Origin of the sequence: Bacillus sp. cl96, assembly GCF_900100505.1 — a bacterium.
In the GTDB taxonomy this organism is placed as follows: Bacteria; Bacillota; Bacilli; order Bacillales; family Bacillaceae_G; genus Bacillus_A; species Bacillus_A cereus.
In genome coordinates this window covers 133,844-160,251 of sequence record NZ_FNDM01000003.1, presented here as the reverse complement: position 1 = coordinate 160,251, position 26,408 = coordinate 133,844, and the positions used below count along the sequence as shown (strand labels likewise).

Sequence of the window (26,408 nt, the reverse complement as noted above, 5' to 3'; positions counted from 1 at the left end):
CATAAATCGGTCTTTATTTTAAATTTTTAAAAATGAGAGTTTATCACTGACTATAAGTAAGTCATACATTTCTAAAAGAAAATAAAGTAACAAACTTCTCATCGATAAAAAAGCTCTTCACTCAATATTTTCTATATTTAAACACTTAGTTTCACAGTAATAGCCTTTGCCACCAACATAAACTTTTTCTATTTTATTCTTGCTATTGGTTGCTAATTTAACTAATATTTCGGAAGGCGAGTGTAAAGAATAACCTTGTTCAAATACATAGACTTCTTTTTGCAAATAGTGCTGTTCATAAAGATAGCAAGCTAATGCACCGTTTGAAGTTCCAGTCGCCGCTTCTTCATTAATGTCGTATAGTGGAGCAAAATTTCTGCATATAATTCGATTGTCATTAAAAGTATATAAATGCATCCCGACAACATTATAATACTTGCTGATTTCTTTAATTTTTTCAAAATTAGGTTGCAGTGCATGTAATTGTATTTCGCTTTTTATAGGAATTAAAATATCTTTTAAGCCAGTGGAGACAATTTGAATTGGGTATTTATTGTCTATATCTTTACTATCAAAACAGTCGATGAACTCGTTTGGAGATACAACATCATAGAATCTCGGTTTATTTTGTTCCATGAATATGATGTCATCTTTTATAGTGATAGTAAGAACACCGCTGTTCGTTTCAATCGTATAGCGATTCCTGAAAAGTTTATTTAAATACATCAGTATCGCGAAAGAGCCAATTGTGGCATGACCACATAAATCAACTTCTTCTTTTGGAGTAAAATACTCAAATTTATAATCAGCAATTTCAGATTCTGATATAAATGCGGTTTCCGCATAACCCAGTTGTTTGGCTATTTCGATTTTTTGAGTAGTGGTCAATGTATTTGTATTCTCAATAAATACCACTCCTGCTTTATTTCCGCCTTTATGTTCCTTGCTAAATGCACTTGCAACATAAACAGATATTTTCATAAGACATCTTCCTCACTTATAGTAAATTATAGTATAGAAAGCACTACATATAAATTCCATTGGATAAATTATCCCTAAAATAAGAAACAAACTATTTTTAGCATTTGAACTCTCCAAAAATAGTTTGTCTACAGTCTGAAAGCTCTTCATTTGAAGAGCTTTTTTTATATTCGCTTCATCGAAATCGTTTCACGTATACTTTGTAAATTTTTTAGAGTTTCCTCTTGTCGCTGCAACGACAACCCTACATACAAAGTATCTAATAAGCTTAACTGTGCTAATCGTGATGAACTTGCTTCTGTGCGGAATTCAGTCTCACGTGTTGATGTATATAACGTTATATCAGCAAGTTGACTTAATGCTGATTTCTTATAGCTCGTAATCGCAATAATTTTGGCTCCTCTTGCTTTCGCTACTTCTAACGCTTCAAGTAATCCTTTATTGCTACCAGAATGAGAAATACCAATAACAACTGAATTTTCTGAGAGTAAACCTGCTCCCATAATTTGAAAATGCGAATCAGTATGAGCGATACAAGAAATACCCGTTCTCATAAACTTATGATACGCATCCATTGCAATAATACCAGAGCCACCATTTCCATAAAACTCAATTCGACTTGCTTCTTGTAAGGCTCGTACAGCCTGCTCAAGTGCCGTTTCATTAAGCAAATGTAAAGTATCTTGCAGTCCTGTAATATGCGAATGAAAAACTTTTTTAGCAACAGTTACCATACTATCTTCTGCTGATACCTCTTCATGAATATTTTGCATCGGTGTATGTACAATTTCACGAGCTAATGTAATCTTTAAATCTTGAAAACCTTGCAAACCAAGGTTTTTACATAAGCGGAATATCGTAGCTTCGGAACTATTCGTAACTTCAGCTAATTCTGTAATAGATTTATGTACAACATCTTGTGGATGTTTCAAAATATGTTCGGCAATACTTCGCAATTTCGGTGATAAACCATTTAACGAAGCCTGAATCTTTCCAATCCCACTTCTTGTACCAGGCATAGCATATCCTCCCCTTCCATCGTAGCTTTATCCTGTAAAAACCGATTAGTTAAACTAATCATCAGTGGGGATGGTCCCCCACTGATTAGAGTTTCACTTTATTGTACCTAATTATCGAAAGAAGAAAAACCTATATTAGGGATTACTATAAATTTTAATTGCTCCTATGTATTCTGTCATACGATATAACAGAATTATTCATGCTTATGAATAATTCTCTCCATGTTTCACTGCGTATAATGCGGCTTGCGTACGATCATCCACTTCCAATTTAGCTAAAACGTTTGAAACGTGTGTTTTCACAGTTTGTTCTGTAATATGAAGTTCTGCTGCAATCTCCTTGTTGCTTCTTCCTTTCGCAATTTCGCGAAGTACCTCTTGCTCTCTTTTCGTTAACATTGAAAAAGGATTTTCTACTTCCTTCTTTACTGCAGAACGCCCCATTAATGCAGGTGTTACTTTCGGGTGAAAATTCGCATTTCCTTGATGTACTGCAATAATAGAAGCGACAAGTTGCTCAGGTTGTACTTCTTTTAATTGATAACCATCTGCTCCAGCTTCAAGTGCTGGTATAACATAATCTTGCTCTGAAAAACTACTTAATATAAGTACCTTTATTGTCTCATCATATTGCTTTAGACGTTTTGTTGCCTCAATTCCATCCATTTTCGGCATCGATACATCCATTAGTACGACATCTGGTCTTTCTTTTTGCATGAAATGTAATGCCTCTTCGCCATTTTCCGCTTCCCCAATAATTTCAAATTCTTCTCTCGTTTTCAAAAAGAATACAAGTCCTCTTCGAACGATATGATGGTCCTCAACTAGTAGCAGTTTAATCTTCAACCTTATTCTCCCCTTCAAATCGGCAATTGAATTTCTATTTTTGTACCCTTTTTCAACTCTGTTATAATTTGAAACGACCCCTTCATTAACTGAATACGTTCCTTCATACTTTTCAGGCCAAGTGCTGATTCCCTTACTTGTTCTTGTATAAATCCTATTCCATTGTCTTCTATGTAAAAATGTAACTGGTTATTTTCTATTTTCAAAAGAATATGTACCTTTTCACACGAAGCATGCTTTTTACAATTATGTAGCGCCTCTTGGCTAATACGCCATAAAACTTCTTCTATTTCATCCCCAATTGAAACCATCCCATCAATTCGAACTTCCACTTGAACTCCTAATAACTTCCCGTAATTTTGAATTGCTTCTGCTAATCCTTTCTCCAATCCTTCAGGTCTTAATTGCCAAATTAATAGCCTCATCTCTTGTAATGCTTCTTGTGATAATTCCCCAATATAACTTAACATCTCTTGCAATTCTCTATCTTGCGTCATATTCAGAGTACCTTTCGCTGTTAGCATAATAGAAAATAACAATTGTTTTACTGAATCATGTAAATCACGTGCAAGTCGATTTCTTTCCGCTACCACTACATATTTACGTTCTTTCTCAACTAATTGAATACGTTGTATTGTCGTTCCAATTTGAAATGCAATTGATTCTAATAACGCTAACTCTTCCTCAGAAAAATGAGTCTTATGAGGTGCAGCCACATTTAGTAGACCAAATTTTTCTGATCCAGACCTAAGCGGAATTGTCGCATGATGTGTAACATCTTCTGTCTCTCCCCAATTACATTCAATTGCATCTTCTATTCGCTTACATTCAATAATATTAGTCGCTTTTTCCAATCTCCCATTCACAAAACGTTCTACACACCAACAGTTTCCTTCACACATCGGCTTCTTCTTTTGCCACGTAAGAGCCTCTGGTAAATTTTCGTCTACAAGCATGCTGTGCTTTCCACTTTCATCAATAAAGAATATCCACCCTGTTTGTAAATTCATTACTTGTAACAATGTATGCAACACTTTTTCTAACATATCCTGTAAGTTTGTTGCTTCATTTAATAATTCAGCAATTTCTTTTAATGCTTCTAAACGACGCATCTCTTTTTCTTCAAAGTTCATTCTCATCACCAACTACAATTATAACATTAAGAAATTTCTAAATTCTATAAATAAAAAAAGAACCGAATTCCTTCAGCCCTTTCTTTATATCAATCATTTTATTATTGTTATTCTATCCAATGTTGGAAGCAGAATTTTTGTTAACAAACGATTCTACTTTAGCTGTCCGATAAAGATTGTCCACCATGGATATGCTGTAAACCTTCAGTAGTAACAACCATATTCGCTGCTGGCATTTGCACTTGATTCTTATGGAACATAGACATTAATTCAAATCTTACTTGTCTAGAAGTTTCAAAATAATCTTCTGGCTTTATTAAACCTGTAATACAAAATTCATAGCCAACATATTTCAAGTTAGGATTTAAGTCTGTAACACCGACGTATTTAAATGGTTCAACAGCCTCATCCTCTACTCTATAAAGAGTTTGATTCAATTCTTCATTGCATATAACACATACTTCTTCTAACAATTCCTTCACTCTTGTTGGATCTTCCTGATAACTTACCGTGATGCGTTCAATTACACGCATCCATCCTTTATTAAAATTTTGTATCGTTCTAATCTCTCCGTGCGGGATGGTAAGTAGTTTTCCTGACCATTCACGAATTTGCATAAAACGAATACTAATCTCTTCAATAGTTCCTGAATTTGTTCCGTTAAAAGTTACAAAATCACCAACCCGAAACTCTTTGTCCGCTAATCTTGCAAAGCCTAATATAACATCTTTTAGCATCTGTTGTGCAGCAAAACCGATGACAACTCCAGCTATCCCTGCACCTGCAATAATACTTTTTATATCTACAAATTGGCTAATTAAATATATGATAAGACTGATGATAATGATATATCTAAAAATAGATCGAATTACACTTTGAATCGTCTGCTCTACCTCTTCATCAAAAAAGCTTGATTTCCTAAAAAACCAATCAATAATACGGTTTATTACAAAAGAAATAATGATTAAAACTAAAGCAAATAGTAAAAATCTTAAAAGTAAAAACTCTCTTACATAATTAAAAAATTCTTCAGTATACGTTAATAAGCTCATTTAACCACTTCCTTACTAATTAAAAAATTCATAATCGCCTAAGTTTGTTCCAGAAAAATCTATTATCCTAATCTAAAATGCCACTATCCTTACTATGTATTTTGACTCTATTACTAATTCACCTTAAACAGTATGTCTAGGTGTTCTTTTTCCTTTCCCTTTAAATATACCCTTTTTAATAACCTAAGGGGGAGCGAATCGTGAAATTTTTTTATACGTTAAAACTTTATTCATCTCATTACGATTTCAACTCATTTATTCATTAACTACGTAAAAAAAGAGCTGAATTTATCAGCTCTTTTATTCAATATTAATTGTTGTCTTACTACTTTTTTCTTCTTTCAATTTTGGCAATTCAATTGTCAGTACGCCATCTTTATAATTTGCTTTAACATTTTCTTCCTCAACTTGTTTAAAATTAAAGCGTCGAGTTACAGAACCTATAGAACGTTCTTTACGAATATATGTGCCATTCTCATTTTTTTCGTCTACTTCATTATGATTCGTTGCTTGGATCGTTAATATATCTTGTTCAAAATCAACTTGAATGTTTTCTTTTTGAAAACCTGGTAAATCTGCTTTCACAGTATATTTACCAGATTGCTCATGAACATCTACTTTAAAAGTATCCATGTTCAGTGGCTTAAAGAAAGCATCTGTCATCCCTTCTAATAAAGAAGGCCCAAAATCAAAAATGCCATTTTGACGTTTTGTTATCTCTGGAAATAAATTACGCATATTTTTTCCTCCTTATTATTTATGAATGAAAGATTATCTCTTTCTGCCTTTATTATAACATTTGGTCAAAAAAGGTCAAAGTTTTTGTTTGACCTTTTTTGATGTATATTTTACCAAATAAAACAAATAAGTTATATGTCATCTCTCCCCTTATAAAGAGGAATATATTTACATAATAACGAATAGTTTATTTGCTCTTATTTTTTCTTACGGAGGTTACATACAATGGGATATATTGAAGAACTTAGAAAAGTTGTCGGATCAAGACCACTCTGCTGTAGCTGTTTTCAATGAACATGGACAAATAAAAGAGACCTTTTTTAAAGGCCTCTTTTTTCACTTCACTTCTGCATGTAAGCATGACTTAAAATGTCCAAGTGCATATTCATGCCCTTGTGCATTAAAAGATGCAACCGCCTTTTCATAAACAACAATTTTAAACCCTTTATTATAAGCATCTACTGCTGTATGAAGAACACAAATATCAGTACAAACACCTACAAGATGAACTTCTTCTATTCCTCTTTCTCTTAGCTTCATCTCTAAATCCGTTCCAGCAAACGCACTGTATCGCGTTTTGTCCATATAATATACATTCTCTGCATTTTTATATGTTTCGTACACATCTTGTAATTCACCAAACAAATCTCTTCCACTTGTACCAGCTATATTATGAGGTGGGAATAACTTTGATTCTGGATGATATACATCATTTTCTTCATGTTTATCAATAGCAAAGACAACGTAATCTCCATTTTCAATATATTGCTTCGTTATATGTACAATTTCCTTCTCAATTTCCTGTCCTGGTTTCCCGCAAGTTAAAGCACCCTTTTCCGCTACAAAATCATATGTATAATCAATATTAATAAGAGCTCGTTTCATAACCACTATCTCTCCTTCTTCTGTTTCACAGTAAACAATAGAAAATTTGTTATTACGACATCGTATGTACTATTCGACATTTCAAATGAAATACCTACATTTTTCTTCTGAAACTTACCTTAGTCCGAGTTTATCATATAATAGATAAACAATGGTAAAACAAATAGCTCCTATTAACAAGTCATGAATTTGATAATTGAGCGTTATTTGCATAAACTCTTGTATCGTAAACCAAATTACTGCCATCATTAGGCTAATCAAAATGATACGAATACACCGATTCACGTATTCAACCTCTTTCTCTGTCATAGTAGTAACAAGTGATTACTTCCTATTTAATCGTATTAGAAAATGAAATAAGTTATTCACTCTTGCCCACTTTAGTCCAAACAAAAAAGCACACTACTTTTTGAGTAATGTACTTTTTATTCTTATTAAGACGCAGGTTTTGTCTCAAATGTTGCTTGATTAAAACTAATAACCTTTCCTTTCGGGTCATTGTTTTCATACTGAACTGCAGTAATTGTATGACTACCTGTTTCCAGCGTTTTTTCTTTTAACTGCACTGTTGTCTGCGTTGTACTAGTTACTTGATGTTTATCTGTATACATTTGATCTACAAATACGAATGTTTCTTTATCACTTTGAAAATTAGAAAGTTCTAATTCAACTTGCTGAATTAATGTATCCTTTTTGATGAATACAGTCGGTATATTGCCGTTTTCAGAAGTACCATCTGGAGTAATAACTTTTACTTTCCCTTCTCCAATTGACATTGCTCCTTCAGGAAATACAACCATATTCTCATCACTTGCGTTTACAACTTGTTCTTCCTGTTTTGATTGCGCGTCCTCTTTTTCCTGTGGAGCACCGCAACCAACTAATAACAATACAGACAATCCAGTGATTATGAATTTTTTCAAAATTCATCCCCCCTGTAACTTCATTATAATTTATTATACAAAAATAACTTTTAAATTTTGAGACTACTTTCAACACTTTCATGAACAAATAGAATCTTGCTCACGATTAATGTATCATACTTTCCTTAATAGAACATTAATTTTTTTTATGAAATAAATAGTAATTTCCTCTTATCTATCATTTTAGCCCAACATATGAATTACATACCCTCAAAAATAAAAAGACATTGTTAATTCAATGTCTTTTCTATACAGCAATTAAAAAACAAACGTTGTAATCTCATCTACTTCTTTTCTTGGAAGTTTCTTCGGTTTATCTTTCGGAAATCCGAGTGAAATAACCATATTTATTTGTTTTTCAGGCTCAACTTGTAAATATTGGCGCAGTTCATCTTGAGCTAGCAATACTGGCCCTGTCATTGGACAAGTACCAAGTCCCTTTGCATGTGCAGCTAACATTAAGTTTTGTGCCGCTAAACAGCTACTCTTAATGCCTTCTTCCTCCCAAACTGAATTTGGAACAAAAGCAATTGGATCAAATATCTTTTCACGGAACTTTGATTCATATGGTGTTGCCAAACATACGATTAATACTGGTGCCTCCGAGAAAGCTGTTGCATATGGTCCGAAAGAACGTGTAAGTAATTTCCCTGCTTTCTCTTCTCCATTTTCTGCTGCTTTTGCCGCAAGTTTATGTAATGCATCCCACGTCATTTGTTCAATTTCTTTAATCTTCTCTCGATTCATGATAACTAAGAATTCCCACGTTTGTGAATTCGTATCACTTGGTGCGTAACGAGCACAATCAATTATTTCTTTTATATCATTAGTAGATACTTCTTGATCTGTAAACTTTCTAACACTTCGTCTTCCGTGAATTACTTCTTTAAAATCTTCATAATTCATATATTAAATCCCCTTTTTACAGCGTTTTCAACACTTGTCCTATGCTTGAATTATATCATGAAAAAAAGCCGGAAGAATACCAGCTTTTTTCTTCATGATTAATTTGTCACTTTAAACAAACGAATACTCTCTTCGTATGCAGCTTGTAGTTTTTTCGTAATTGGTCCTCTTTCACCAGCCCCGAACTGTTCATCACCAATTTGAACGACTGGGAATATTTCAAGTGGCGTCGCTGTAAAGAAGCACTCCTCAGCGTCATATACTTCTTGTAATGAAAACTCTCGTTCCTCTACATCGATATGTAACTCTTTCGCTAATGTAATTACATAGTGACGTGTAATACCATGTAAAATGAAATGATCCGCTGGATGTGTAATCAACTTATTATTCTTCACGATAAAGAAATTGGAATGACACCCTTCAGTCACAATACCATCTCGTACTAATATTGCTTCTTGATACCCTTGTTCATTTATTTTGTTTTTGATCATGATATTAGGAAGCAAATTTAAAGATTTTATATGGCAAAACTTCCACCTGATGTCCTCTTCTACTGTCACCTTAATCCCTGCCTCCATTGAAGCAACTGGTCTTGGGAACGAAACAAGATTTGCAAAATATGTCGGTTGTAAATCTGATTCATATACATGATTGCGCGGTTGTGCACCTCTTGATATTTGTAAATATACATTCCCATCTTCTTGAAATTGATTTTTTTCAATCATTTGATATAACTCTTCTACTAATTCTTCCTTCGTAAATGGTGGAATTAGTTTTATTTCTGCCATAGAGTTAAAGAATCGTTCCAAATGTAAATCTAATAAATGAGGCTTGCCATCGTATAGTCTAAATACTTCATAAATCCCATCACCAAATTGGAAGCCTCTCTCTTCTAATGCTACCATCGGCTGTTCTTCTTTCGTATTAATCATTCTCCCATTAAACAAGATCCAATCTTTATGAGTAGCTTTCATTCTTCCCCACTCCTTTATCACATGATTGATTTTATTGTACAACTTATGACACCCTGAAAGAAGGAATTTTCTGTATTTTCACAAACTAAAAATACATCACTTCGTAAAAGTGATGTATTTTATCATTTATTTAAGGAAATATTTTTCAATATCATCTAACATAAGGTTCGCAGCTTTAATACCGCCTGCTGTATTCCAGATTACCTCATCCACTTGGAATACTTTATTATTTTTAGAAGCCTGTAGTTGCTTAAAGAGTGGATCTTCTGTCCATTCCTTCGCTAACGAATTTCCTTCATTATTCTTATCTGCATCTTTATCAGACGTGAAATAGAATAAGTAGTCTCCGTCCATATTTGGAATCTGCTCTTTTGTAATTCCTTTTATCGCAAAATCATCTTTATCTTGTAATGGTGGTCGTTTAAATCCAATATCATTTAAAACAACGCCCGAGAATGAGTTTTTTTGATAAATACGAACATCACCTGGCACGAAACGAATAATAGAAACTTTAGAATTCAATTTATCGCCTAACTTCTCTTTCATTCCTTCAATGCGTTTTTTATAATCATCAAGAGCTTTTTGCCCTTCTTTTTCTTTATTTACAGCTTTTGTATAAAGTGTAAAGTTTTCTTTCCAATCACCGCGTAATGTTTCTGCATAAACAGTTGGTGCGATTTCTTTTAGCTGATCATATATTTTTTCATGACGCATTTTATTTCCGATAATTAAATCTGGCTTAAGCTTCATTACAGCCTCTAAATTAATATCACGTTCAGTTCCTACAACTTCCGTGTTTTTTAACTCTTTCGCTAAATGAGGATACCATTCATCACCAGCACGTGGTTTCGTAGTCCCCACTGGCGTTACGCCCACAGCTAGGAGAGCCTCTGCGCCTTCATTTGTTAAAACAACAACTTTTTTAGGTGTACCATTTACTGTCGTTTCACCCATTGCATGCTTTACCGTATATGAATCTTTTGCTTTCGCTGATATATTATTTTCTTTTTTCTCTTCTTTACTACATCCTGCAATTACAACCATGAGTATCATAATGCAGAACATAATTAGTTTTTTAGTATGTATCATATGTCCTCCCTAGATGAAATCGATTATCATTAACATTTAAAGATTAATGTATATTACATACATTGTCAATGTATATCAGAAAACTTTTTTAATATATACTATTTAGATTCTATCCGCTTTTCTAATGTTTCTTTTTAAAACATAGTGCATAAGTATGAAAAAAATGTTGTTATTAAAATGCGTATCCTTGTTATACATAACAAGGATACGCATCCATATTGCACTATCATTTCAATTCCTAATATTGAGTATACTTAATATACGCTGGGTCATTATATACCCACTGATTTCCACCAAGGTTTAACCAACCATTTTCATTTATATATACTAAATAAGATTCTGGAGAATTTAATTGGCGGATAACTGCAGATGTAGTTGATGGACCACTTCTTAAATTTACATTCATCCCTTGTATATATGCAACCCCAATCGGGCTTCCATCACTATTGCTTGTCTTTACAAAATTAATGTAAGAAGAATCATTATACACCCATTGTCCATTCCCCAAATCTAGCCATCCGTTACTTTCTTGATATACAACGTAAGATTCTGGAGAATTTAATTGACGAATAACTGAGGAAGAAGTTGATGGACCATTTCTTAAATTTACATTTTTCCCAAGAACATAAGCGATTCCCTTCGTTTGAGGTACCGGTTGTGGGTTAGGAGGTTGTGGATTTGGAGCTACTCCAAAAATAGCTGCTATTCCATTTGCATACGCTTGACTTAGATCTTCAATAAATTGTGGATTTTTTAATAAATTTGCATCAAAAGCTGTATCAATAAAAGCAGTCTCAGTTAAAATTGCATCCATTGCGGTTTCTCTTAATACCGCATAATTTTCTTTTTTTGCTCCTCGATCACGAAGACCATATTTTGTTAATACAGGATTGACAGCTGTATGCATTTTTTGTTGCTTTGCATATGCAGTGCTGCTATTGGATAACGCATTATAAATATAACTTTCAAAACCTGTACCCCCGCCGCTATTAATATGAAATGAAATAAAATAATCCGCACTGAAAGCATTAGCAATATTAGCACGTTCAGATAAAGAAATAAACACATCACTATCACGTGTCATTTTAATTGTAATTGGGTAATTTACCGTTAAAATGTCTCGAACGCGTCTAGCAATTTGAAGTGTTAAGTTTTTTTCTACTAAACCATTACCAACAGCACCAGAATCATATCCACCGTGCCCTGCGTCTATAACAAGTTTCATTTTATTGCCCCGCCCCTTTCTTGTAATATGTTTGCATTTCTACTCGTCCTATTTTATGTGAAATGTACAAATTCTGTTACAATTGCAAATAAAAAAACCGCCTTATGTAAGGCGGTTTCTATCATCTTGCTTTAACCAATTTAAAATAAATATATACGATTGATAGTGAACATAACGTATGCAAAATAAAATAAATAAAAGTGCTATTCCAACACCACTATAAAGTAAACCGAACTTTAAAAAAACATTTACAAGTGGTGGAAAGTTTATTAGATTTTGTAATGTACTAAGCATACAAAACATAATGAAAAAGACAGGGACGTATTGTAATTCATACGGCTTTTTTTTCTTAATCATTCTTTTCCGAATGATTATATGACATAATTCTGCTACTATAAAGCACCCTCCAATTAATACAAGACCAGAAGTCATCGTCATACATCCACCTGCCTTATATTTATTGTATCGCATAAATAATCATCGTTATATTTTCTTTACGTACTCTTCATCTTCTGAAGTAAAACCAAAACTCTCTATGAAAGACTTCGCCTTTTCTGTTAATTTCTCTTGTAGCACTTTTATTTCTTTCACATTTCTTTGTTTCATCATTTCTTCAAATGTAAAATACGTATTTGTACCATAACCGTAACCTTGGTAATCAAAATGAATAATTAGCTGTGATAAAACAGCCCGTTCCTCTTGTACACTATAATCTATTACACCAATATATGTATCATCAACTTTCACACAGTACTGTACCTTTTTCTCACCTAAACTATGCGATTTAAACATTTCTTTAACAACGCTTTCATTTTCTACAGTAACTTTCTCAAACGTAATCATATGTTGTCCATCCTTTTACTATTATTGTATCAATAATACTTCCTATTTATGAAAAAAACCTTAAGACCGTATGCGATCTTAAGGTTTTTCTAATTAAACTAAGCTATACGCACGTTTTGTTTCTTCATGGAACTTATTCGTATCGTATTTATGCTCAACATAAATTTGGTGCCATACCATAAACGCAAGTACAGTCCAAATTTTACGGCTATAATCGCCTTTATCTGCACAATGTGCTTCCAGTAAGTTTAATACATACTGTTTGTCGATTAAATGCTCTGTCTTACTTTCGTTTATAATATTTATAGCCCAATCATGCATTTCGTCTTTTAACCAGTGACGAATTGGTACTGGGAATCCAAGTTTTTTACGATCTAATACGTGATCTGGAACGATTCCGCGTGCTGCTTCACGTAAAATAGCTTTCGTAGTTCCGTTAGCAATCTTAAATTCAGTTGGAATTTTAGATGCAACATCGAATACTTCTTTATCTAAGAACGGTACACGAAGTTCTAATGAGTTTGCCATTGTCATTTTATCAGCTTTTAATAAAATGTCACCGCGTAACCATGTGAACATGTCAATGTACTGCATTTTACTTACATCATCATAATCTTTAATCTCGTTATACAATGGTTTCGTGATATCCATATAGTTAACACTTTCATTGTAATACTTCATTAATTCAGCTTTTTCTTCTTCACGGAAGATTTTAGCATTTCCATAGTAACGCTCTTCAATTGGTGTACATCCACGCTCTAGGAAGCTCTTACCTTTAAATCCTTCTTTAAGAGCACCACTTAATGCTTTTAGAACGCTCTTACCTGGGCTAGGAATGTAAGAGAACATTTTTAGTGAGTTTGGCTCACGGTAAATGTTATAACCACCAAATAGCTCGTCTGCGCCTTCACCAGAAAGAACAACTGTTACATGTTTACGTGCTTCTTTCGCAACGAAGTACAATGGTACAGCTGCTGGATCAGCTAAAGGATCATCCATATGCCAAATGATTTTTGGGAACTCATCCATAAATTCTTTCGCTGAAATGAATACGTTATGGTTTTTAACGCCTAATTTCTCAGCAGTTTCTTTCGCAACATCAACTTCACTGAAACCACGTTGCTCAAAACCAACAGAGAATGTTAAAAGATTTGGATTCATTTCTCTTGCGATAGAAGCGATGATAGATGAATCGATACCACCAGATAAGAATGAACCTACTGGTACATCACTACGCATATGCACTTTTACTGAATCATATAACACATCACGAATTGCTTGGATATGCTCCTCTTTCGTTGCACTTGAAGCGTTGAAATAAGGTTTCCAGTAGCGATGGATTTCCATCTCTTTACCGATTTCTTTTACGAAATAATGACCAGGCTCAATTTTATTAACATCAATTGTTAAAGTTTCTGGCTCTGGACCATATTGGTACGTAAAGTAATGTTGTAGTGACGTTGGATTAACGCCTTTATCTTCCATCACATGCATAATACTTTTCTTCTCAGATGCGAAGAATGTAGTATCACCTTGTTGTGCGATGTATAAAGGTTTAATACCGAAGTGGTCACGTGCACCGAAAAGTTTCTTTTCTTCACGATCCCAAATCATAAATGCAAACATACCACGAAGGTAATCTACACATTTTTCTTTCATATGTGCATACAATGCAATGATAACTTCTGTATCAGATTGCGTTGCAAACGTTGCACCTTTTTCAAGTAACATTTCACGTAATTCTACATAGTTGTAAATTTCACCATTAAAAATAATTACATATCGATCATTTTCATAAGTTAGCGGCTGATGTCCTGCCTCTAAGTCAATGATGCTTAAACGGCGGAAGCCAAATTGTACATGTTCATCACGAAAATATCCTTCGTCATCTGGACCACGGTGGAAAATCATCGTGTTCATATTTTCAAATTGATGTTTTTCTGTTTCTGAAAACTCTCTAGGGTTTTCACATAAACATCCTACAAAACCACACATACTTCTTACCCTCTTTCAGTTTTCATTCTGTCTCTATACTACTATATCAACCCTATTTATACTAGCATAATCAACTGAATATGGCGACCAAAAACTATAAAAAAATCACTCCGTTTCACATTTTTAACAATTTTTTATGAAAACATGAAAACTAGGCACTCACCTTTCTCCGCTTTTGTCATATGATATTGCAAATTGATTTCTAGGAGGGAATACCATGAGTGAAGAAAAAAAAGATTCTTCTCGCCCACCGGTTCGTAATTACTTAAAGCAAATTGATGATTTCTTCGAGCAAACACCTCTTCGCAATGTAATCGCTGATTTAAATCATTTTTTCCAAAAAGGAAACCGTTTATTAACATTCCCTGTAGATTTATATGAAGTTGGTGAAGAACTCGTTGTTACAGCTGAACTACCAGGTATACAAAAAGAACAAATCCAAATTGAAATACAAAGTGAATACTTAAAAGTCTCTGTAAAAGAAGAGATACTTGAAGAGGAAGAAGAACAAACATCCCATAACTATTATCGCCGAGAACGTTCCATTTCAGAAGCATCAAGATTGATTAAATTGCCGTATTCAATTAATAAAAAAGCGGCAAAAGCTTCTTATCAAAACGGCGTATTAGAAATTCGGGCGCCGAAACTTCCCCAGCAACATGACATTTTATCGATAGACTAATGCAAAAAAATAAGGGTGCTATGCACCCTTATTTTCAACCCACTAATCGCTTCATATCACGTATAATGTCTTCGTATGGCGTATTACTAATGCCACTATACTTTTTCATTACTTTTCCGTTTTGATCAATTAAATAAAATGATGTACCATGCATGACCTGACCGTTCTCCGGCTTATCTACAAGTGATTGGAAATTATCTTTTGAAAACTTTGTAATATCTTCTAACGAATACCCCGTTAATAAATTCCAGTTACTAGTATCCTCTGTAAACTTTTGAATAAAAGCTTTCAGATTTTCTGGCTTATCAAGGTCTGGATCTACACTAAATGAAACAAACTGAACGTCTAATTTCTCTTCTTTTGCCATCTTTTGAAGCTTGGCCATATTTGCAGTCATTGGTGGACAAACTGTCTGACAATTTGTGAACATAAAATCTGCAACCCAAACTTTCCCTTTTAAATCTTTTGTACCAAATTTCTTTCCATCTTGATTGATAAATTGGAAGGTTTCTAAATCCCAATTTAATGGTTTACGAAGCTTTGAACCTGATTCACTACATCCAGCAAGTACAAAGAGACAAAATACAACCATAAGACCAATTATTTTTTGATAACGCTTCATTTATAAACCTCTTTTCTCTATCCTAAATTTAAATAGGTTATGTTTATAATAACAAAAGTTAACACTACGAGAAAATTGTTTACTACATTTGTTCACGAAATCGTACGAATTTACGTATGTTACTTTTTTATTTCAAGCGAATTACTAGACAAAATATATTTTTTTACTATTATTTCTCTAAATAAAAGTGATAAAACTAATTTTATTGTTACTTTTGTAAATACCTCTCCCTATTTTTTAACAATTCCTTAAACATTAATCCATGTTTTACACTGTATTCCTTAACAACATTTCGGTACAATACAAATACAACGATTTTAAATGAGGTGATGTTCATGGCAAAGCGCTATGAAAATATGGATAATGTTAGTACAAAAAAATCAATTCGCTCTTTTTTACGCTGGCGTAAAGAACGAAAGCAAAACAAAAAAGATTTTTCTTTCTTAGTAGAACAATCACCCGTTAAACAAAGTGCATTTTTGCAAAGTAATGTTGAAAAAACGACTATCACATGGATTGGGCATTCCACTTTTCTTATCCAAACGAATGGACTTAATATATTAACAGATCCAGTATGGGCTAATAAATTAAAGCTAGTTCCAAGACTTACAGAACCTGGACTCTCTATAGAAGCACTACCTAAAATTGATATTGTCCTTATTTCACATGGTCATTATGATCATTTAGATTTTTCAACTCTTCGTCAGTTGAATGATGATGTTCTATATCTTGTACCTATTGGATTAAAAAAATTATTTACTCGTAAGAAATTTAAACATGTAGAAGAGTATAAATGGTGGGAAAGTACGATAATTAACGAAGTTTCTTTTCACTTCGTACCCTCTCAGCACTGGACGAGAAGATTCTTATTTGATATGAATACGTCTCACTGGGGTGGATGGATTATTGATAATGAAACGACTATGGAAACCATATATTTTTGTGGTGACAGTGGCTATTTCCAAGGTTTCAAAGAAATTGGTGAACGCTTTTTAATTGATATTGCTCTTATGCCCATTGGCGCTTATGAACCAGAATGGTTTATGAAAGTATCTCATGTTTCACCTGAAGAGGCCGTGCAAGCTTATTTAGATTTAAACGCTACGCATTTTATACCAATGCATTACGGAGCTTTTGCACTCGCCGATGAAACACCTCGTGAAGCAATAACTAGACTTCGAAATAATTGGAATTTGCGCATGTTACCGTGGGAACAACTGCATGTACTCTTTTTAGGTCAAACTTTTATTTATAGTAACGCAACAAATAATAAGCAAATAAAAGAAAAAATTGAAACTTTACATGTGTAACGTAATGACTGATTTTCTATATCCAACATATAATATAGAAAATCCTATAGTGAAACTTTAATTAGTGGGTTTTCTTCATCCCCACTGATTATTTGCCTTCACCAATCAAGCTTTTACGGGCAGCCCGCTACCTAACCTCTTTGCTCCAGCTAAATTTGAGGTAGAGAGTTTTACTGTCCACAAATAGCGGGATAAAGGGTGTTTTCTATGAATGAATATTTACAGACTCGCTATATCATTAGCGGTAGTGCCTGTGTAGCTCTTCTTATTTCTTACTTTCTATTTACATAAAAAAGCTACTTGAAATATATTTTCAAGTAGCTTTTTTATTACTCTGCTAAATACATAAATCCGATTGCGCCCGGACCTGTATGAGTACTAATAATAGGCGTTGTATAGAAAATTTCTGATTGAGCAAATCCACTTACTTTTTCAACCGCCGCTTTCATACTTTCAGCTAAAGGAATTGCTTTCGCATGCGGAATTGCAACAGCTTTTACGACTTTTCCAGCCGTATCTTGCTCAAATAACTTAGCTAATGTTTTTACAATTTGGCCTTGGCTACGAACTTTCGTTACAGGATTATAAACACCGTCTTCAAGACTAGCAATTGGCTTTATATTAAGTAGAGAACCGATAAACGCTTTTCCTTTACCGATACGTCCACCCTTCACTAAGTTTTCTAATGTATCCACTACTACATATAAACGAGTATTCTTTCTTACTTCATCTACACGTTTTAAAATTTCTTCTAGTGAGCGTCCGTCATTTGCCATTTTTGCAGCTTCAATTACTTGATATGCTAAAGCATGTGTAATAAATTGAGAATCAACAACTGTTACTTTTGTATCAGTCATTGATGCAGCGCTATTTGCAGTTGCTACAGTACCGCTCATTCCACTTGTCATATGGATAGAAAGGACTTCGCTTCCATCTTCCCCTAGCTTGTCATACATTTCTACAAATGTACCCATAGCTGGTTGTGATGTTTTTGGTAATTCCTCTGATTTAATCATTTCTTCAATAAATTCGTCAGGTTGTAAATCAACGCGATCTAAATATGTTTGTCCATTTACAGAGATTGATAATGGTAAAACATGAATGTCATACTTTTCGATTACGTCTTGTGATAAATCTGCCGTTGAATCTGTTACAATTTTAATTTTTTGCATACTATACTTCTTCCCTTTCCAATACGCTCTCCTTGTTATTATACTAGTATTCCCATTGCTTTCAACAATTTGGAACGAAATTTCATCAAATTAATTATATTTTCATATCTAAAATGAAAAAGACAGAGTTTACTAACCCTGTCCGTACTTCGTATCATGCATTTTTTTCAAGGGTATTTGTTTTATATACATTTAAATAATCATTCCACTTCAAACAATTTTGTAAATATTCACGGAAAGAATACGAAAATCTTGGGTGTTTTTGTTTTTGAATTTTTGCAATAAATAATTGAAGACGAGACTGAATTAGAAACGATAATGGATGCTGTGCCTGTAGGACAGGGATTTCGAATATTTTAATGCAATCCCCTGTTGAATGAGTGAAATAAAAACTTTTCGTAATCACAATATCAATCCTCTTTTTCATTGGATTTTTGAACTTCCTCTACTTTGCGCTGTAACACGTTGTTTAAAGTGGAGTAAAATCAGACTTATATGATTTCTGTAGTCCTTATGGCTAGAAGATTTATACTCTATTCATCTCCACCTAATTCACCTTCCCGCCCTAAATATCTCTGAGACGGGAATCTCATTATCCATCAATTGTTTAATACATTTAGTATAAGCTTATAAAAGCGCAAAGTTTGTCTAAATTTTGGAGATTCTATAATTTTTTTCTTCTATATATTGTATACGTTTATAGCTATAGTATAACAAATAAATAAAAAAGTGCCTTTATAACGAGGCACTTTTCGACTGCATTTCTTCTCTTTTCTTTTTCCTCTTACTAACAACCTTTGATAACGCAATACTTACTTCATAAATACAAATAAGCGGCACTGCAACTAAACTATGAGATAAAAAGTCTGGCGGTGATATACAAGATGCAATGATAATTAATGCTACGTAAGCATACCTTCTTATTTTTATTAAAAATTCCGCCGTAAGTATTCCAATACTAGTTAAAAACATTACAACGACTGGCAATTCAAAAATCACAGCAAATGGAACTGTTAAATTAAGTACAAAATGAAAATACTTTTCTGTCGTAAACATCGTATTAAACATTTCATTACCTATCGTAGTTAAAAAGTGAAATAGAAACGGCATTACAATAAAGTATCCAAAACATAAACCTGCAATAAATAACATAGACAATACCGGTATATACATTATTGTCATCTTTTGTTCATTTGGATGTAAACCCGGTTTTACAAATAACCAAATTTGTATAGCAGCAAAAGGAATTGTACAAACGATAGCAAATACTGTAGCAATCGAGAAAAAAATCCACAATACATCACTAGGACCGAGAACAGTTAATTTCATTGGTAAATCTTTTACAAGCCAAAAATAAATATCCTTTGTAAAAGTAAATCCAATAATTAAAAATAGTACAAAGGATAACACCGTATATATTACTCTTTTTCGAAGCTCAACAATATGTTCTACTACGCTCATTTCCCGATTTTCCATCTCGTTCACCACACTTTATTTATCCATTACAAGGAAAATACACTACATTTTTTCTTTCTTTTCCTTTTCTTGAAATGCGTCATCTGTCAATTCTTTCGTTGATTTTTTAAACTCTTTTAACGTTTCCCCTAAAGCCTTCCCGATTTCCGGCAATTTTTTAGGTCCAAATAAAATGAGTACTGCTACTAAAATTAAAATTAACCCTGGAAAGCCAATATTTGAAAACATTTCCCCATCCCCTTTATTAGTAGTTTCCTTGTCCTACTATTACATAATTTTATTTTGTCAAAAAAGTTTGAAAACGTCAACAAATCCATTGTCTTTTGTCAAAAAAATTCAAAAATATAATCAATTATACAAATTTCATTTTCTATTGCTCTTGTGTATGATATGGTAAGGGAAATGACATATTATTTTATGATAGTAGAAAGGATTTGCATTATGACTGAAAAAATGACACGAATGACCCAATTTGTAAAAGAAGAAATTGCAAATGCAATTACACATGGTATCGGTGCCATTTTAAGCATCCCAGCCTTAATCATATTGATTATTCATGCTTCTAAGCACGGTACCGCATCAGCCGTAGTTGCATTTACTGTTTATGGTGTAAGTATGTTCTTACTGTACTTGTTTTCAACATTGCTACATAGCATTCATCATCCTAAAGTAGAAAAAATATTTACTATTTTAGATCATTCAGCCATTTACTTATTGATTGCTGGCACGTATACTCCTTTTCTACTTATTACACTTCGTGGCCCATTAGGATGGACGTTGCTTGCTATAATATGGACACTAGCAATCGGAGGTATCGTCTTCAAAATTTTCTTTGTACGTCGCTTTATTAAGGCATCAACGCTATGTTATATCATAATGGGATGGCTCATAATCGTTGCTATTAAACCACTTTATGAAAATCTAACTGGACATGGTTTTTCACTACTTTTAGCAGGTGGCATTTTATATTCTGTCGGAGCTATATTCTTCCTTTGGGAAAAGCTACCTTTCAACCATGCCATATGGCACCTGTTCGTTTTAGGTGGTAGTGCGATGATGTTCTTCTGTGTACTCTTTTATGTCTTACCTACAGCATAATAAAAAGGATTCAGCTTACGATAAGCTGAATCCTTTTTTATTACTTATGTAATTGTGATGCAATAACTTCCTGTGTATGCTTCGTTAATTCTTTAATATCCATATTCGCATAATCTTCAGGTGTAATCGGCTTAGAAATTGTTACTGTTGCATGAGCTGGCTTCATACGATTTCCATTTGCTTCAAACATCTTATATGTACCATCTAACGTTACAGGTAAAATTGCTACACCTGACTTTACTGCAAGATGAAAACTACCAGCCTTAAACTCTCCAACTTCGCCACCCTTACTTCTCGTTCCTTCAGGGAAAATTACGATAGAATGTCCATTCTTTAATAGTTCAATTCCATCTTTAATCGCTTGAAGAGATTGACGACGATCGCTACGATCCATAAATACACAATTCATCAGTTCCATCCAAGTTGGTACAACTGGGAACTTTTTAATCTCTGCTTTTGAAACGAATCCAATTGGTTTATTTAAGTAACCTAGTAAAACAGGGATATCCATATTACTTTGGTGATTACTTACAACTAGTACTGGCTTGTCTTTCGGAACATTTTCAAGTCCTTTCACTTCTACTGCCCCTCCAGCTACACGTACCATTTTCTTACCAAACCAATTTGTCGTTTTATACACAGCATTGTCTTTTTCTTTTGGCGCCATCGTATTTACTTGTCTTTTAAGACGCCACATTCTCGGTGTAATCGCAATTACGATTAAAATTAAATAAAAGATTTTAAAAAACGTTTGAATCATACAGAACCCCCACCTATTATCATTCCGACCTTCATTATACTAGACAAACGAAGGAAAAAGAAGAAAAAAAGTCCAAACAGCAAGTGTTCGGACTTTTTAAGCATTCTATATTAGAAACGTTTTGCTAATTCACGAGCATTAGCAATTGCTGCTTCTTTAATTTCTTGTGCTTTTTCAGGGTTTGCATTCATGCCTTCAACTGCAATATATTCAGTATCATTCACACCGACAAATCCTAATACAGTCTTTAAGTGATTACGACCGAAGTCTACAGCTGCGTATGCTCCTTCAGAATATACGCCACCTGTTGCTTGAATGTGAAGTGCTTTTTTACCTTCTAATAAGCCGACTGGACCATTTTCAGTATATTTGAATGTTTTACCTGCGATTGCTACGTTATCTAAGTATGCTTTTACTACTGGTGGATAGCTAAAGTTCCACATTGGAGTTACGAATACATAACGATCTGCATTCATAAATGTTTCTAAGTTTGTGTTCATTGCTGCTACTTTTTGTTGTTGAACTTCAGTTAAAGCTTCAAAGCCTTCACCTGCTGCAAATTTACCCCAAGCAGCAAATACATCTGCATCAATTGCTGGTACTGTAGTGTTGAATAAATCAATTGTTACAACTTCGTCTTGTGGATGTTCGTTTTTATAAGCTTCGATGAAAGCTTCCCCTACTGCCATTCCGAAAGAACCTTCTGCTGAATTTGGATTTGCTGTAATAAATAGTACTTTTGTCATTGTATTCTCTCCCTTTTTTCTCTTTATCTTTAATTCAAGATTTGTTTTTTAAAAGTTAATAACTTACCTTATGTAAGTATAATATAAAAAGTTTTAATCAATGTCAATAAAAAATAGCTACTTTTTTTTCGTAAGTTAATGATTTACTTTGTTTCCTTAAAATTTAGTATACAGATATTACAAACTCTTTCATATAAAAAGGCTACCTCTACAACCTATAGAGATAGCCTTCTATTACATATTATTTTTGAAATACATGTTTTACTTTTTCAGCTGGAATATTACTTCCGCCTCTACCTTTTACATCTTCAATCATCATTGTAATGACCATATCTGGCGAATTTAAATCAAATGCAGCGAACCAACCTAGTTCTTTTCCTTCGGCCTCTTTTGATACTTTTAATTCCGCTGTACCTGTTTTTCCAGCAAGAGTCATACCATCAATTTTAGCAATTTTCCCTGTACCATCTGGATCATTAATTACTTTCGTCATTGCAGTTTTTAATATATCCTGATTTCCTTTAGAAATTACATTTTCTTTCCAAGCTTTTGGTTGTTTATCTGTTTTAATAATATACGGTGACGGAATCGTTCCATCATTTACAATTGGCGCATACGTTAAAGCTAAATGAAGAGGAGTCATTAATACTTGTCCTTGTCCATATCCCGTATCTGCCATTTGAATATCATTTTTAATGCCGTCATTTGCAATTTTAGAAGCAGGGAATCCATATTCAATTGGTAGTTTCTCATCGAATCCGAATTTTTTTGCTTCACTCATAAACTTGTCTTTTCCGATTTTCAAAGCTTCTTGTGCGAAGTAAATATTATCCGAGTATTTCATCGCCTTATCAAGATCAATCGGATTTGCATCTTTCACACGCGTTACATAGTAATTACCCCAAGAAGAATCTTTTGTCCATTTTAATCCTTCAATTTTCAACTCTTCTTTTGGATCAATTGTTTTCGTTTCAAGACCAATTGCAGCTGTAATAGGTTTAAATACAGAACCTGGTACCGACAATTGTGTAAAGCGATTTGTCATTGGTTTTTTCGGATCATTATTCCAAGCTTCGCGTTGTGCCTTCGATGTCCCTCGTGCAATTATATTAGGATCATATGCTGGACTACTTACTAGTGCAATTGTTTCTCCACTTTTCGGATTAATTGCTGCACTTGAACCAGCTTCGCCCTTCATTTCATTATACGTTTTTTCTTGAACAACACTATCAATAGTTAAAGTTACATTTTCTCCATCAACAGCATCTGTTTTTGCCAAGTTTTTAATTTCTTTTCCTTGCGCATCTTCTACAAAGACACGGCCACCTTTTTTACCGCGTAGCTTTTCCTCTAATACTTGCTCTAAACCAGCTTTACCAACTGGGTCATCAGCTTGATAGCCTTTCTTTTGTAGCGTTTTTAAATCTTCAGCATTTACCTTTCCAATATAACCAGTCAGATGAGCTGCCGCTTCCCCTAACGGATATGTACGAACATTTACAGGTTTTGTTGAAACACCTGGTAAATCAATGTACGTATTTTGTGTTGCCCCTTCAGGCAAAATTCCAATTGGTACGAGATACCCTGGTTTTACCCATTTAGCAGCTAATTTTTGATCAATTTCTTCTACAGACATATTTAATAACTTCGCTACTGTTTCTTTCGTTTGCGGAGCAGCATCGCCTAACTTTTCAGGAATCAATCCGATTTCAGAAGCTTTCCCATTCGTTGCAAGACCTTTTCCATTACGATCGTATATTTCACCACGTTTTGGCTGTGTTGTCTGCATACGCACTTTACTATCTTTCGTCATGCCTGGGAAAATAAAATCAGGAGTCCAATCTATTTTCCAAGATTCTTTATCTCCATCTTTTTCTTTCACCATTTTTGCTTCATGACCAAATGTAATTTTACCACCAACTGTATCCATGCTTACTTTAAAAGGAACAGGGCCTTCATCTTTTTTATCTTCTTTTACTTCCCCTGTTTCTACCTTTAAGTCTTTCACTTCGATACCAGAATAAATTTTTTCATATTTCTCAGTAAACTCTTTCTTTGAAATATCTTTTTTTGCATTTTTTGATAGTTGATCATACATATCTGCAAATTTTTGTTTATTCCACGCTTTTACATATGTATCAAACGCTTCTTGTGGTTTTTCTTCTTTACCACATCCAACTAACATGAATGTTAAGCAAAGAAAAAGAATCCCCCATATCTTTCTCAATCGATTCTCCTCCTCTTTCTATATTAGTACTTTTGAAAATTTTAGCATTTTTACATGCTACCTATCATTATAGCACTATCGAATCTCATCTATAAACTTATATTGGTGAATATAAATAAAAAGATTGATGCGAATTCTCACATCAATCTTTTTTATTATTGTTGTTTCTCATATACATGGTAATAATACGTATATGGGTTTTTTTCATCCGTTAAACCTTTTTCTACAAAAATCTCTTTCCAATTTGTCATATCTATTTCTGGGAAGAATGTATCTCCTTCAAATGCATGATGGATTTTTGTTATATATAACTTGTCTACATAAGGTAAAAAGAGGTCGTAAATTTGCGCTCCACCAAAAATAAAAATCTCTTCTTCATTTTTACATAGTTCAAACACTTCTTCTACAGAATGAACAACTTCACAACCTTCAACATGATACCCTTCATTACGAGTTACAATAATATTACGTCTTCCAGGCAGTGGTCTACCAATCGCTTCATAGTTCTTTCTTCCCATAATAAGCGGGTGACCCATCGTTGTTTTCTTCACGTATTGTAATTCACTCGGTAAACGCCAAGGTAAATTATTATCTTTACCAATTACTCTATTTTCGTCCATAGCGACCATAAATGAAACAATCATTTTTTCATCTCCTCTACAATTATACTGCAACCGGTGCTTTAATTGCTGGATGCGGATCGTATCCTTCAATCGTTAAATCTTCCATTTCAAAATCGAAAACAGATTTCACATCTGGATTTAATGTAAGTTTCGGGAATGGACGTGGTTCACGTGCCAATTGCTTTTCTACTTGTTCAAAATGATTTGTATAAATGTGTGCATCACCAATTGTATGAACAAATTCTCCCACTTCAAGTCCGCATTCATGTGCAATTAAATGTGTTAGTAGTGAGTAACTTGCAATGTTAAATGGAATCCCAAGGAATATGTCACCACTTCTTTGATATAACTGACAAGAAAGCTTTCCATCTGCTACATAAAACTGGAATAGCGTATGACAAGGCGGTAAGGCCATACTTGGTACATCTTCTGGATTCCAGGCAGAAACGATTAAACGACGTGAGTCTGGTGTTTTTTTAATCATTTCAATTACATCTTTTAATTGATCAAGTGTCTCACCAGCTGTCGTTTTCCAAGCACGCCACTGTTTACCGTAAACGTCTCCTAAATAACCATATTTATTTGAGAACTCATCATCTTCTAAAACGTTCTTTTTAAACAATTCCATTTGCTCGTCGTACTGTACTTTAAATTCTTCATCTTGTTGTGAGCGAAGACCAAAATCAGTCATGTCAGGGCCAGTATACTCATCACTTTCTACCCAGCTCTTAAAAGCCCATTCATTCCAAATGTTATTATTATGCTGCAATAAATAGCGAATATTTGTATCACCTTTCATAAACCAAAGCAGTTCACTTGCTACAAGGCGAAACGGTACTCTCTTTGTTGTTAATAAAGGAAAACCTTTACTTAGATCAAAACGCATTTGATATCCAAATACAGATACAGTGCCTGTCCCTGTACGGTCTTCTTTCTTCGTACCATGTTCCATTACATGGCGGCATAAATTTAAGTATTCATTTTCAGCATGTTTCATATGTAGGAAAACCTTCTTTCAATCGTATATGCAATTTATCATAACATGAAAAATGATAAATTTAATAATCCTAATTAATAAAATTT

The 26,408-nt window shown here is 33.7% G+C and carries 29 protein-coding genes; 3 read left to right on the top strand and 26 right to left on the bottom strand.

All coding sequences use genetic code 11. The features are described 5' to 3' along the window. Window positions 1-117 precede the first annotated feature (117 nt). From BLT20_RS08450 to asnB, 16 genes are all read right to left on the bottom strand, one after another. On the bottom strand, window positions 118-981 hold the full coding sequence (locus tag BLT20_RS08450) for a PhzF family phenazine biosynthesis protein (protein ID WP_000704350.1): 864 nt from the start codon (window positions 979-981) through the stop codon (window positions 118-120). A 164-nt stretch (window positions 982-1,145) separates the two neighbouring features. Then, a complete protein-coding gene (locus tag BLT20_RS08445; RefSeq protein WP_001119646.1) occupies window positions 1,146-2,000 on the bottom strand; it encodes a MurR/RpiR family transcriptional regulator in 855 nt (284 codons plus the stop codon). Window positions 2,001-2,204: 204 nt separating this feature from the next. Beyond that, window positions 2,205-2,846: a two-component system response regulator CasR gene (casR, locus tag BLT20_RS08440; protein ID WP_000694623.1), complete on the bottom strand. Its 642-nt coding sequence runs from the start codon at window positions 2,844-2,846 to the stop codon at window positions 2,205-2,207. 14 nt (window positions 2,847-2,860) lie between these two features. Then, window positions 2,861-3,958 carry a two-component system sensor histidine kinase CasK gene (casK, locus tag BLT20_RS08435; protein WP_171287445.1) on the bottom strand — a complete coding sequence of 366 codons (1,098 nt, stop codon included), beginning with the start codon at window positions 3,956-3,958 and terminating at the stop codon, window positions 2,861-2,863. A gap of 179 nt (window positions 3,959-4,137) precedes the next feature. Beyond that, window positions 4,138-5,031: a mechanosensitive ion channel family protein gene (locus BLT20_RS08430; protein ID WP_000055427.1), complete on the bottom strand. Its 894-nt coding sequence runs from the start codon at window positions 5,029-5,031 to the stop codon at window positions 4,138-4,140. 300 nt (window positions 5,032-5,331) lie between these two features. After that, the gene (locus tag BLT20_RS08425) at window positions 5,332-5,769 is read right to left on the bottom strand and encodes an Hsp20/alpha crystallin family protein (RefSeq protein WP_001245055.1); all 438 of its coding nucleotides are present in this window, start codon (window positions 5,767-5,769) and stop codon (window positions 5,332-5,334) included. A 336-nt stretch (window positions 5,770-6,105) separates the two neighbouring features. Then, complete coding sequence (locus tag BLT20_RS08415; protein WP_000816763.1) at window positions 6,106-6,654, bottom strand: cysteine hydrolase family protein; 549 nt, start codon at window positions 6,652-6,654, stop codon at window positions 6,106-6,108. A 114-nt stretch (window positions 6,655-6,768) separates the two neighbouring features. Beyond that, a complete protein-coding gene (locus BLT20_RS31315) occupies window positions 6,769-6,963 on the bottom strand; it encodes a hypothetical protein (protein ID WP_017674122.1) in 195 nt (64 codons plus the stop codon). Window positions 6,964-7,088: 125 nt separating this feature from the next. Further along, on the bottom strand, window positions 7,089-7,577 hold the full coding sequence (locus BLT20_RS08405; protein WP_000713496.1) for a putative periplasmic lipoprotein: 489 nt from the start codon (window positions 7,575-7,577) through the stop codon (window positions 7,089-7,091). Window positions 7,578-7,835: 258 nt separating this feature from the next. Beyond that, window positions 7,836-8,483, bottom strand: coding sequence for a nitroreductase family protein (locus BLT20_RS08400; protein ID WP_001105288.1), 648 nt, complete (start codon window positions 8,481-8,483; stop codon window positions 7,836-7,838). A 98-nt stretch (window positions 8,484-8,581) separates the two neighbouring features. After that, a complete protein-coding gene (gene dat / locus BLT20_RS08395; RefSeq protein WP_000648383.1) occupies window positions 8,582-9,457 on the bottom strand; it encodes a D-amino-acid transaminase in 876 nt (291 codons plus the stop codon). A gap of 126 nt (window positions 9,458-9,583) precedes the next feature. Next, on the bottom strand, window positions 9,584-10,546 hold the full coding sequence (locus tag BLT20_RS08390) for an ABC transporter substrate-binding protein (protein ID WP_000581989.1): 963 nt from the start codon (window positions 10,544-10,546) through the stop codon (window positions 9,584-9,586). A gap of 238 nt (window positions 10,547-10,784) precedes the next feature. Continuing rightward, complete coding sequence (locus BLT20_RS08385; RefSeq protein WP_000779891.1) at window positions 10,785-11,771, bottom strand: N-acetylmuramoyl-L-alanine amidase; 987 nt, start codon at window positions 11,769-11,771, stop codon at window positions 10,785-10,787. Window positions 11,772-11,873: 102 nt separating this feature from the next. Next, window positions 11,874-12,203 (bottom strand): hypothetical protein, encoded by a 330-nt coding sequence (locus BLT20_RS08380; protein WP_000200455.1) that lies wholly within the window; start codon window positions 12,201-12,203, stop codon window positions 11,874-11,876. Window positions 12,204-12,254: 51 nt separating this feature from the next. Then, window positions 12,255-12,614 (bottom strand): GNAT family N-acetyltransferase, encoded by a 360-nt coding sequence (locus BLT20_RS08375; RefSeq protein ID WP_000627523.1) that lies wholly within the window; start codon window positions 12,612-12,614, stop codon window positions 12,255-12,257. A 93-nt stretch (window positions 12,615-12,707) separates the two neighbouring features. Beyond that, a complete protein-coding gene (gene asnB, locus BLT20_RS08370; protein ID WP_000333816.1) occupies window positions 12,708-14,609 on the bottom strand; it encodes an asparagine synthase (glutamine-hydrolyzing) in 1,902 nt (633 codons plus the stop codon). 217 nt (window positions 14,610-14,826) lie between these two features. Here asnB and BLT20_RS08365 point away from each other — a divergent pair, with 217 nt between their 5' ends. Then, on the top strand, window positions 14,827-15,291 hold the full coding sequence (locus BLT20_RS08365; protein WP_001288085.1) for an Hsp20/alpha crystallin family protein: 465 nt from the start codon (window positions 14,827-14,829) through the stop codon (window positions 15,289-15,291). Window positions 15,292-15,325: 34 nt separating this feature from the next. Here BLT20_RS08365 and BLT20_RS08360 read toward each other — a convergent pair whose 3' ends face one another. Continuing rightward, the gene (locus BLT20_RS08360; protein WP_000833330.1) at window positions 15,326-15,913 is read right to left on the bottom strand and encodes an SCO family protein; all 588 of its coding nucleotides are present in this window, start codon (window positions 15,911-15,913) and stop codon (window positions 15,326-15,328) included. A gap of 335 nt (window positions 15,914-16,248) precedes the next feature. On the opposite strand from BLT20_RS08360, the gene BLT20_RS08355 reads away from it, so the two are divergent. Continuing rightward, entirely contained in the window at window positions 16,249-17,223 is a 975-nt protein-coding gene (locus BLT20_RS08355; protein WP_001129632.1) for an MBL fold metallo-hydrolase, read from the top strand. Between the two features lie 329 nt (window positions 17,224-17,552). Here the strand turns inward: BLT20_RS08355 and BLT20_RS08350 are convergent, their stop codons facing one another. The 4 genes from BLT20_RS08350 to BLT20_RS08335 all read right to left on the bottom strand — a co-directional run bounded on the left by BLT20_RS08350 (window position 17,553) and on the right by BLT20_RS08335 (window position 20,099). Further along, on the bottom strand, window positions 17,553-18,395 hold the full coding sequence (locus tag BLT20_RS08350; protein WP_001169470.1) for a DegV family protein: 843 nt from the start codon (window positions 18,393-18,395) through the stop codon (window positions 17,553-17,555). A 154-nt stretch (window positions 18,396-18,549) separates the two neighbouring features. Further along, window positions 18,550-18,801 carry a DUF2535 family protein gene (locus tag BLT20_RS08345; protein ID WP_000629012.1) on the bottom strand — a complete coding sequence of 84 codons (252 nt, stop codon included), beginning with the start codon at window positions 18,799-18,801 and terminating at the stop codon, window positions 18,550-18,552. Window positions 18,802-19,130: 329 nt separating this feature from the next. Further along, window positions 19,131-19,871 carry a twin-arginine translocase subunit TatC gene (gene tatC / locus BLT20_RS08340; protein ID WP_000431524.1) on the bottom strand — a complete coding sequence of 247 codons (741 nt, stop codon included), beginning with the start codon at window positions 19,869-19,871 and terminating at the stop codon, window positions 19,131-19,133. A gap of 42 nt (window positions 19,872-19,913) precedes the next feature. Continuing rightward, a complete protein-coding gene (locus tag BLT20_RS08335; RefSeq protein WP_000492443.1) occupies window positions 19,914-20,099 on the bottom strand; it encodes a twin-arginine translocase TatA/TatE family subunit in 186 nt (61 codons plus the stop codon). 213 nt (window positions 20,100-20,312) lie between these two features. Between BLT20_RS08335 and BLT20_RS08330 the strand changes: the two genes are divergently transcribed. Beyond that, complete coding sequence (locus tag BLT20_RS08330; RefSeq protein WP_000136889.1) at window positions 20,313-20,969, top strand: PAQR family membrane homeostasis protein TrhA; 657 nt, start codon at window positions 20,313-20,315, stop codon at window positions 20,967-20,969. A 40-nt stretch (window positions 20,970-21,009) separates the two neighbouring features. Here the strand turns inward: BLT20_RS08330 and BLT20_RS08325 are convergent, their stop codons facing one another. From BLT20_RS08325 to BLT20_RS08305, 5 genes are all read right to left on the bottom strand, one after another. Then, window positions 21,010-21,729, bottom strand: a complete 720-nt coding sequence (locus BLT20_RS08325) for a lysophospholipid acyltransferase family protein (protein WP_000616577.1) — start codon at window positions 21,727-21,729, stop codon at window positions 21,010-21,012. Between the two features lie 110 nt (window positions 21,730-21,839). Continuing rightward, on the bottom strand, window positions 21,840-22,475 hold the full coding sequence (locus tag BLT20_RS08320) for an FMN-dependent NADH-azoreductase (RefSeq protein WP_000170025.1): 636 nt from the start codon (window positions 22,473-22,475) through the stop codon (window positions 21,840-21,842). Between the two features lie 241 nt (window positions 22,476-22,716). Beyond that, window positions 22,717-24,702 (bottom strand): penicillin-binding protein 3, encoded by a 1,986-nt coding sequence (gene pbpC, locus BLT20_RS08315; RefSeq protein WP_001227240.1) that lies wholly within the window; start codon window positions 24,700-24,702, stop codon window positions 22,717-22,719. A 155-nt stretch (window positions 24,703-24,857) separates the two neighbouring features. Next, a complete protein-coding gene (locus tag BLT20_RS08310; RefSeq protein WP_000637205.1) occupies window positions 24,858-25,346 on the bottom strand; it encodes a dihydrofolate reductase in 489 nt (162 codons plus the stop codon). A 19-nt stretch (window positions 25,347-25,365) separates the two neighbouring features. Continuing rightward, window positions 25,366-26,322, bottom strand: coding sequence for a thymidylate synthase (locus BLT20_RS08305; RefSeq protein WP_000679609.1), 957 nt, complete (start codon window positions 26,320-26,322; stop codon window positions 25,366-25,368). Window positions 26,323-26,408: the final 86 nt, after the last annotated feature.

Bases quoted from the DNA above. Each gene is read 5' to 3' on its own strand.
- BLT20_RS08450 (WP_000704350.1), bottom strand. From the start codon at position 981: ATGAAAATATCTGTTTATGTTGCAAGTGCATTTAGCAAGGAACATAAA.
- BLT20_RS08445 (WP_001119646.1), bottom strand. From the start codon at position 2,000: ATGCCTGGTACAAGAAGTGGGATTGGAAAGATTCAGGCTTCGTTAAAT.
- casK (WP_171287445.1), bottom strand. From the start codon at position 3,958: ATGCGTCGTTTAGAAGCATTAAAAGAAATTGCTGAATTATTAAATGAA.
- BLT20_RS08430 (WP_000055427.1), bottom strand. From the start codon at position 5,031: ATGAGCTTATTAACGTATACTGAAGAATTTTTTAATTATGTAAGAGAG.
- BLT20_RS08425 (WP_001245055.1), bottom strand. From the start codon at position 5,769: ATGCGTAATTTATTTCCAGAGATAACAAAACGTCAAAATGGCATTTTT.
- BLT20_RS08415 (WP_000816763.1), bottom strand. From the start codon at position 6,654: ATGAAACGAGCTCTTATTAATATTGATTATACATATGATTTTGTAGCG.
- BLT20_RS31315 (WP_017674122.1), bottom strand. From the start codon at position 6,963: ATGACAGAGAAAGAGGTTGAATACGTGAATCGGTGTATTCGTATCATT.
- BLT20_RS08400 (WP_001105288.1), bottom strand. From the start codon at position 8,483: ATGAATTATGAAGATTTTAAAGAAGTAATTCACGGAAGACGAAGTGTT.
- dat (WP_000648383.1), bottom strand. From the start codon at position 9,457: ATGAAAGCTACTCATAAAGATTGGATCTTGTTTAATGGGAGAATGATT.
- BLT20_RS08390 (WP_000581989.1), bottom strand. From the start codon at position 10,546: ATGATACATACTAAAAAACTAATTATGTTCTGCATTATGATACTCATG.
- BLT20_RS08385 (WP_000779891.1), bottom strand. From the start codon at position 11,771: ATGAAACTTGTTATAGACGCAGGGCACGGTGGATATGATTCTGGTGCT.
- BLT20_RS08380 (WP_000200455.1), bottom strand. From the start codon at position 12,203: ATGACTTCTGGTCTTGTATTAATTGGAGGGTGCTTTATAGTAGCAGAA.
- BLT20_RS08375 (WP_000627523.1), bottom strand. From the start codon at position 12,614: ATGATTACGTTTGAGAAAGTTACTGTAGAAAATGAAAGCGTTGTTAAA.
- asnB (WP_000333816.1), bottom strand. From the start codon at position 14,609: ATGTGTGGTTTTGTAGGATGTTTATGTGAAAACCCTAGAGAGTTTTCA.
- BLT20_RS08365 (WP_001288085.1), top strand. From the start codon at position 14,827: ATGAGTGAAGAAAAAAAAGATTCTTCTCGCCCACCGGTTCGTAATTAC.
- BLT20_RS08360 (WP_000833330.1), bottom strand. From the start codon at position 15,913: ATGAAGCGTTATCAAAAAATAATTGGTCTTATGGTTGTATTTTGTCTC.
- BLT20_RS08355 (WP_001129632.1), top strand. From the start codon at position 16,249: ATGGCAAAGCGCTATGAAAATATGGATAATGTTAGTACAAAAAAATCA.
- BLT20_RS08350 (WP_001169470.1), bottom strand. From the start codon at position 18,395: ATGCAAAAAATTAAAATTGTAACAGATTCAACGGCAGATTTATCACAA.
- tatC (WP_000431524.1), bottom strand. From the start codon at position 19,871: ATGGAAAATCGGGAAATGAGCGTAGTAGAACATATTGTTGAGCTTCGA.
- BLT20_RS08335 (WP_000492443.1), bottom strand. From the start codon at position 20,099: ATGTTTTCAAATATTGGCTTTCCAGGGTTAATTTTAATTTTAGTAGCA.
- BLT20_RS08330 (WP_000136889.1), top strand. From the start codon at position 20,313: ATGACTGAAAAAATGACACGAATGACCCAATTTGTAAAAGAAGAAATT.
- BLT20_RS08325 (WP_000616577.1), bottom strand. From the start codon at position 21,729: ATGATTCAAACGTTTTTTAAAATCTTTTATTTAATTTTAATCGTAATT.
- BLT20_RS08320 (WP_000170025.1), bottom strand. From the start codon at position 22,475: ATGACAAAAGTACTATTTATTACAGCAAATCCAAATTCAGCAGAAGGT.
- BLT20_RS08310 (WP_000637205.1), bottom strand. From the start codon at position 25,346: ATGATTGTTTCATTTATGGTCGCTATGGACGAAAATAGAGTAATTGGT.
- BLT20_RS08305 (WP_000679609.1), bottom strand. From the start codon at position 26,322: ATGAAACATGCTGAAAATGAATACTTAAATTTATGCCGCCATGTAATG.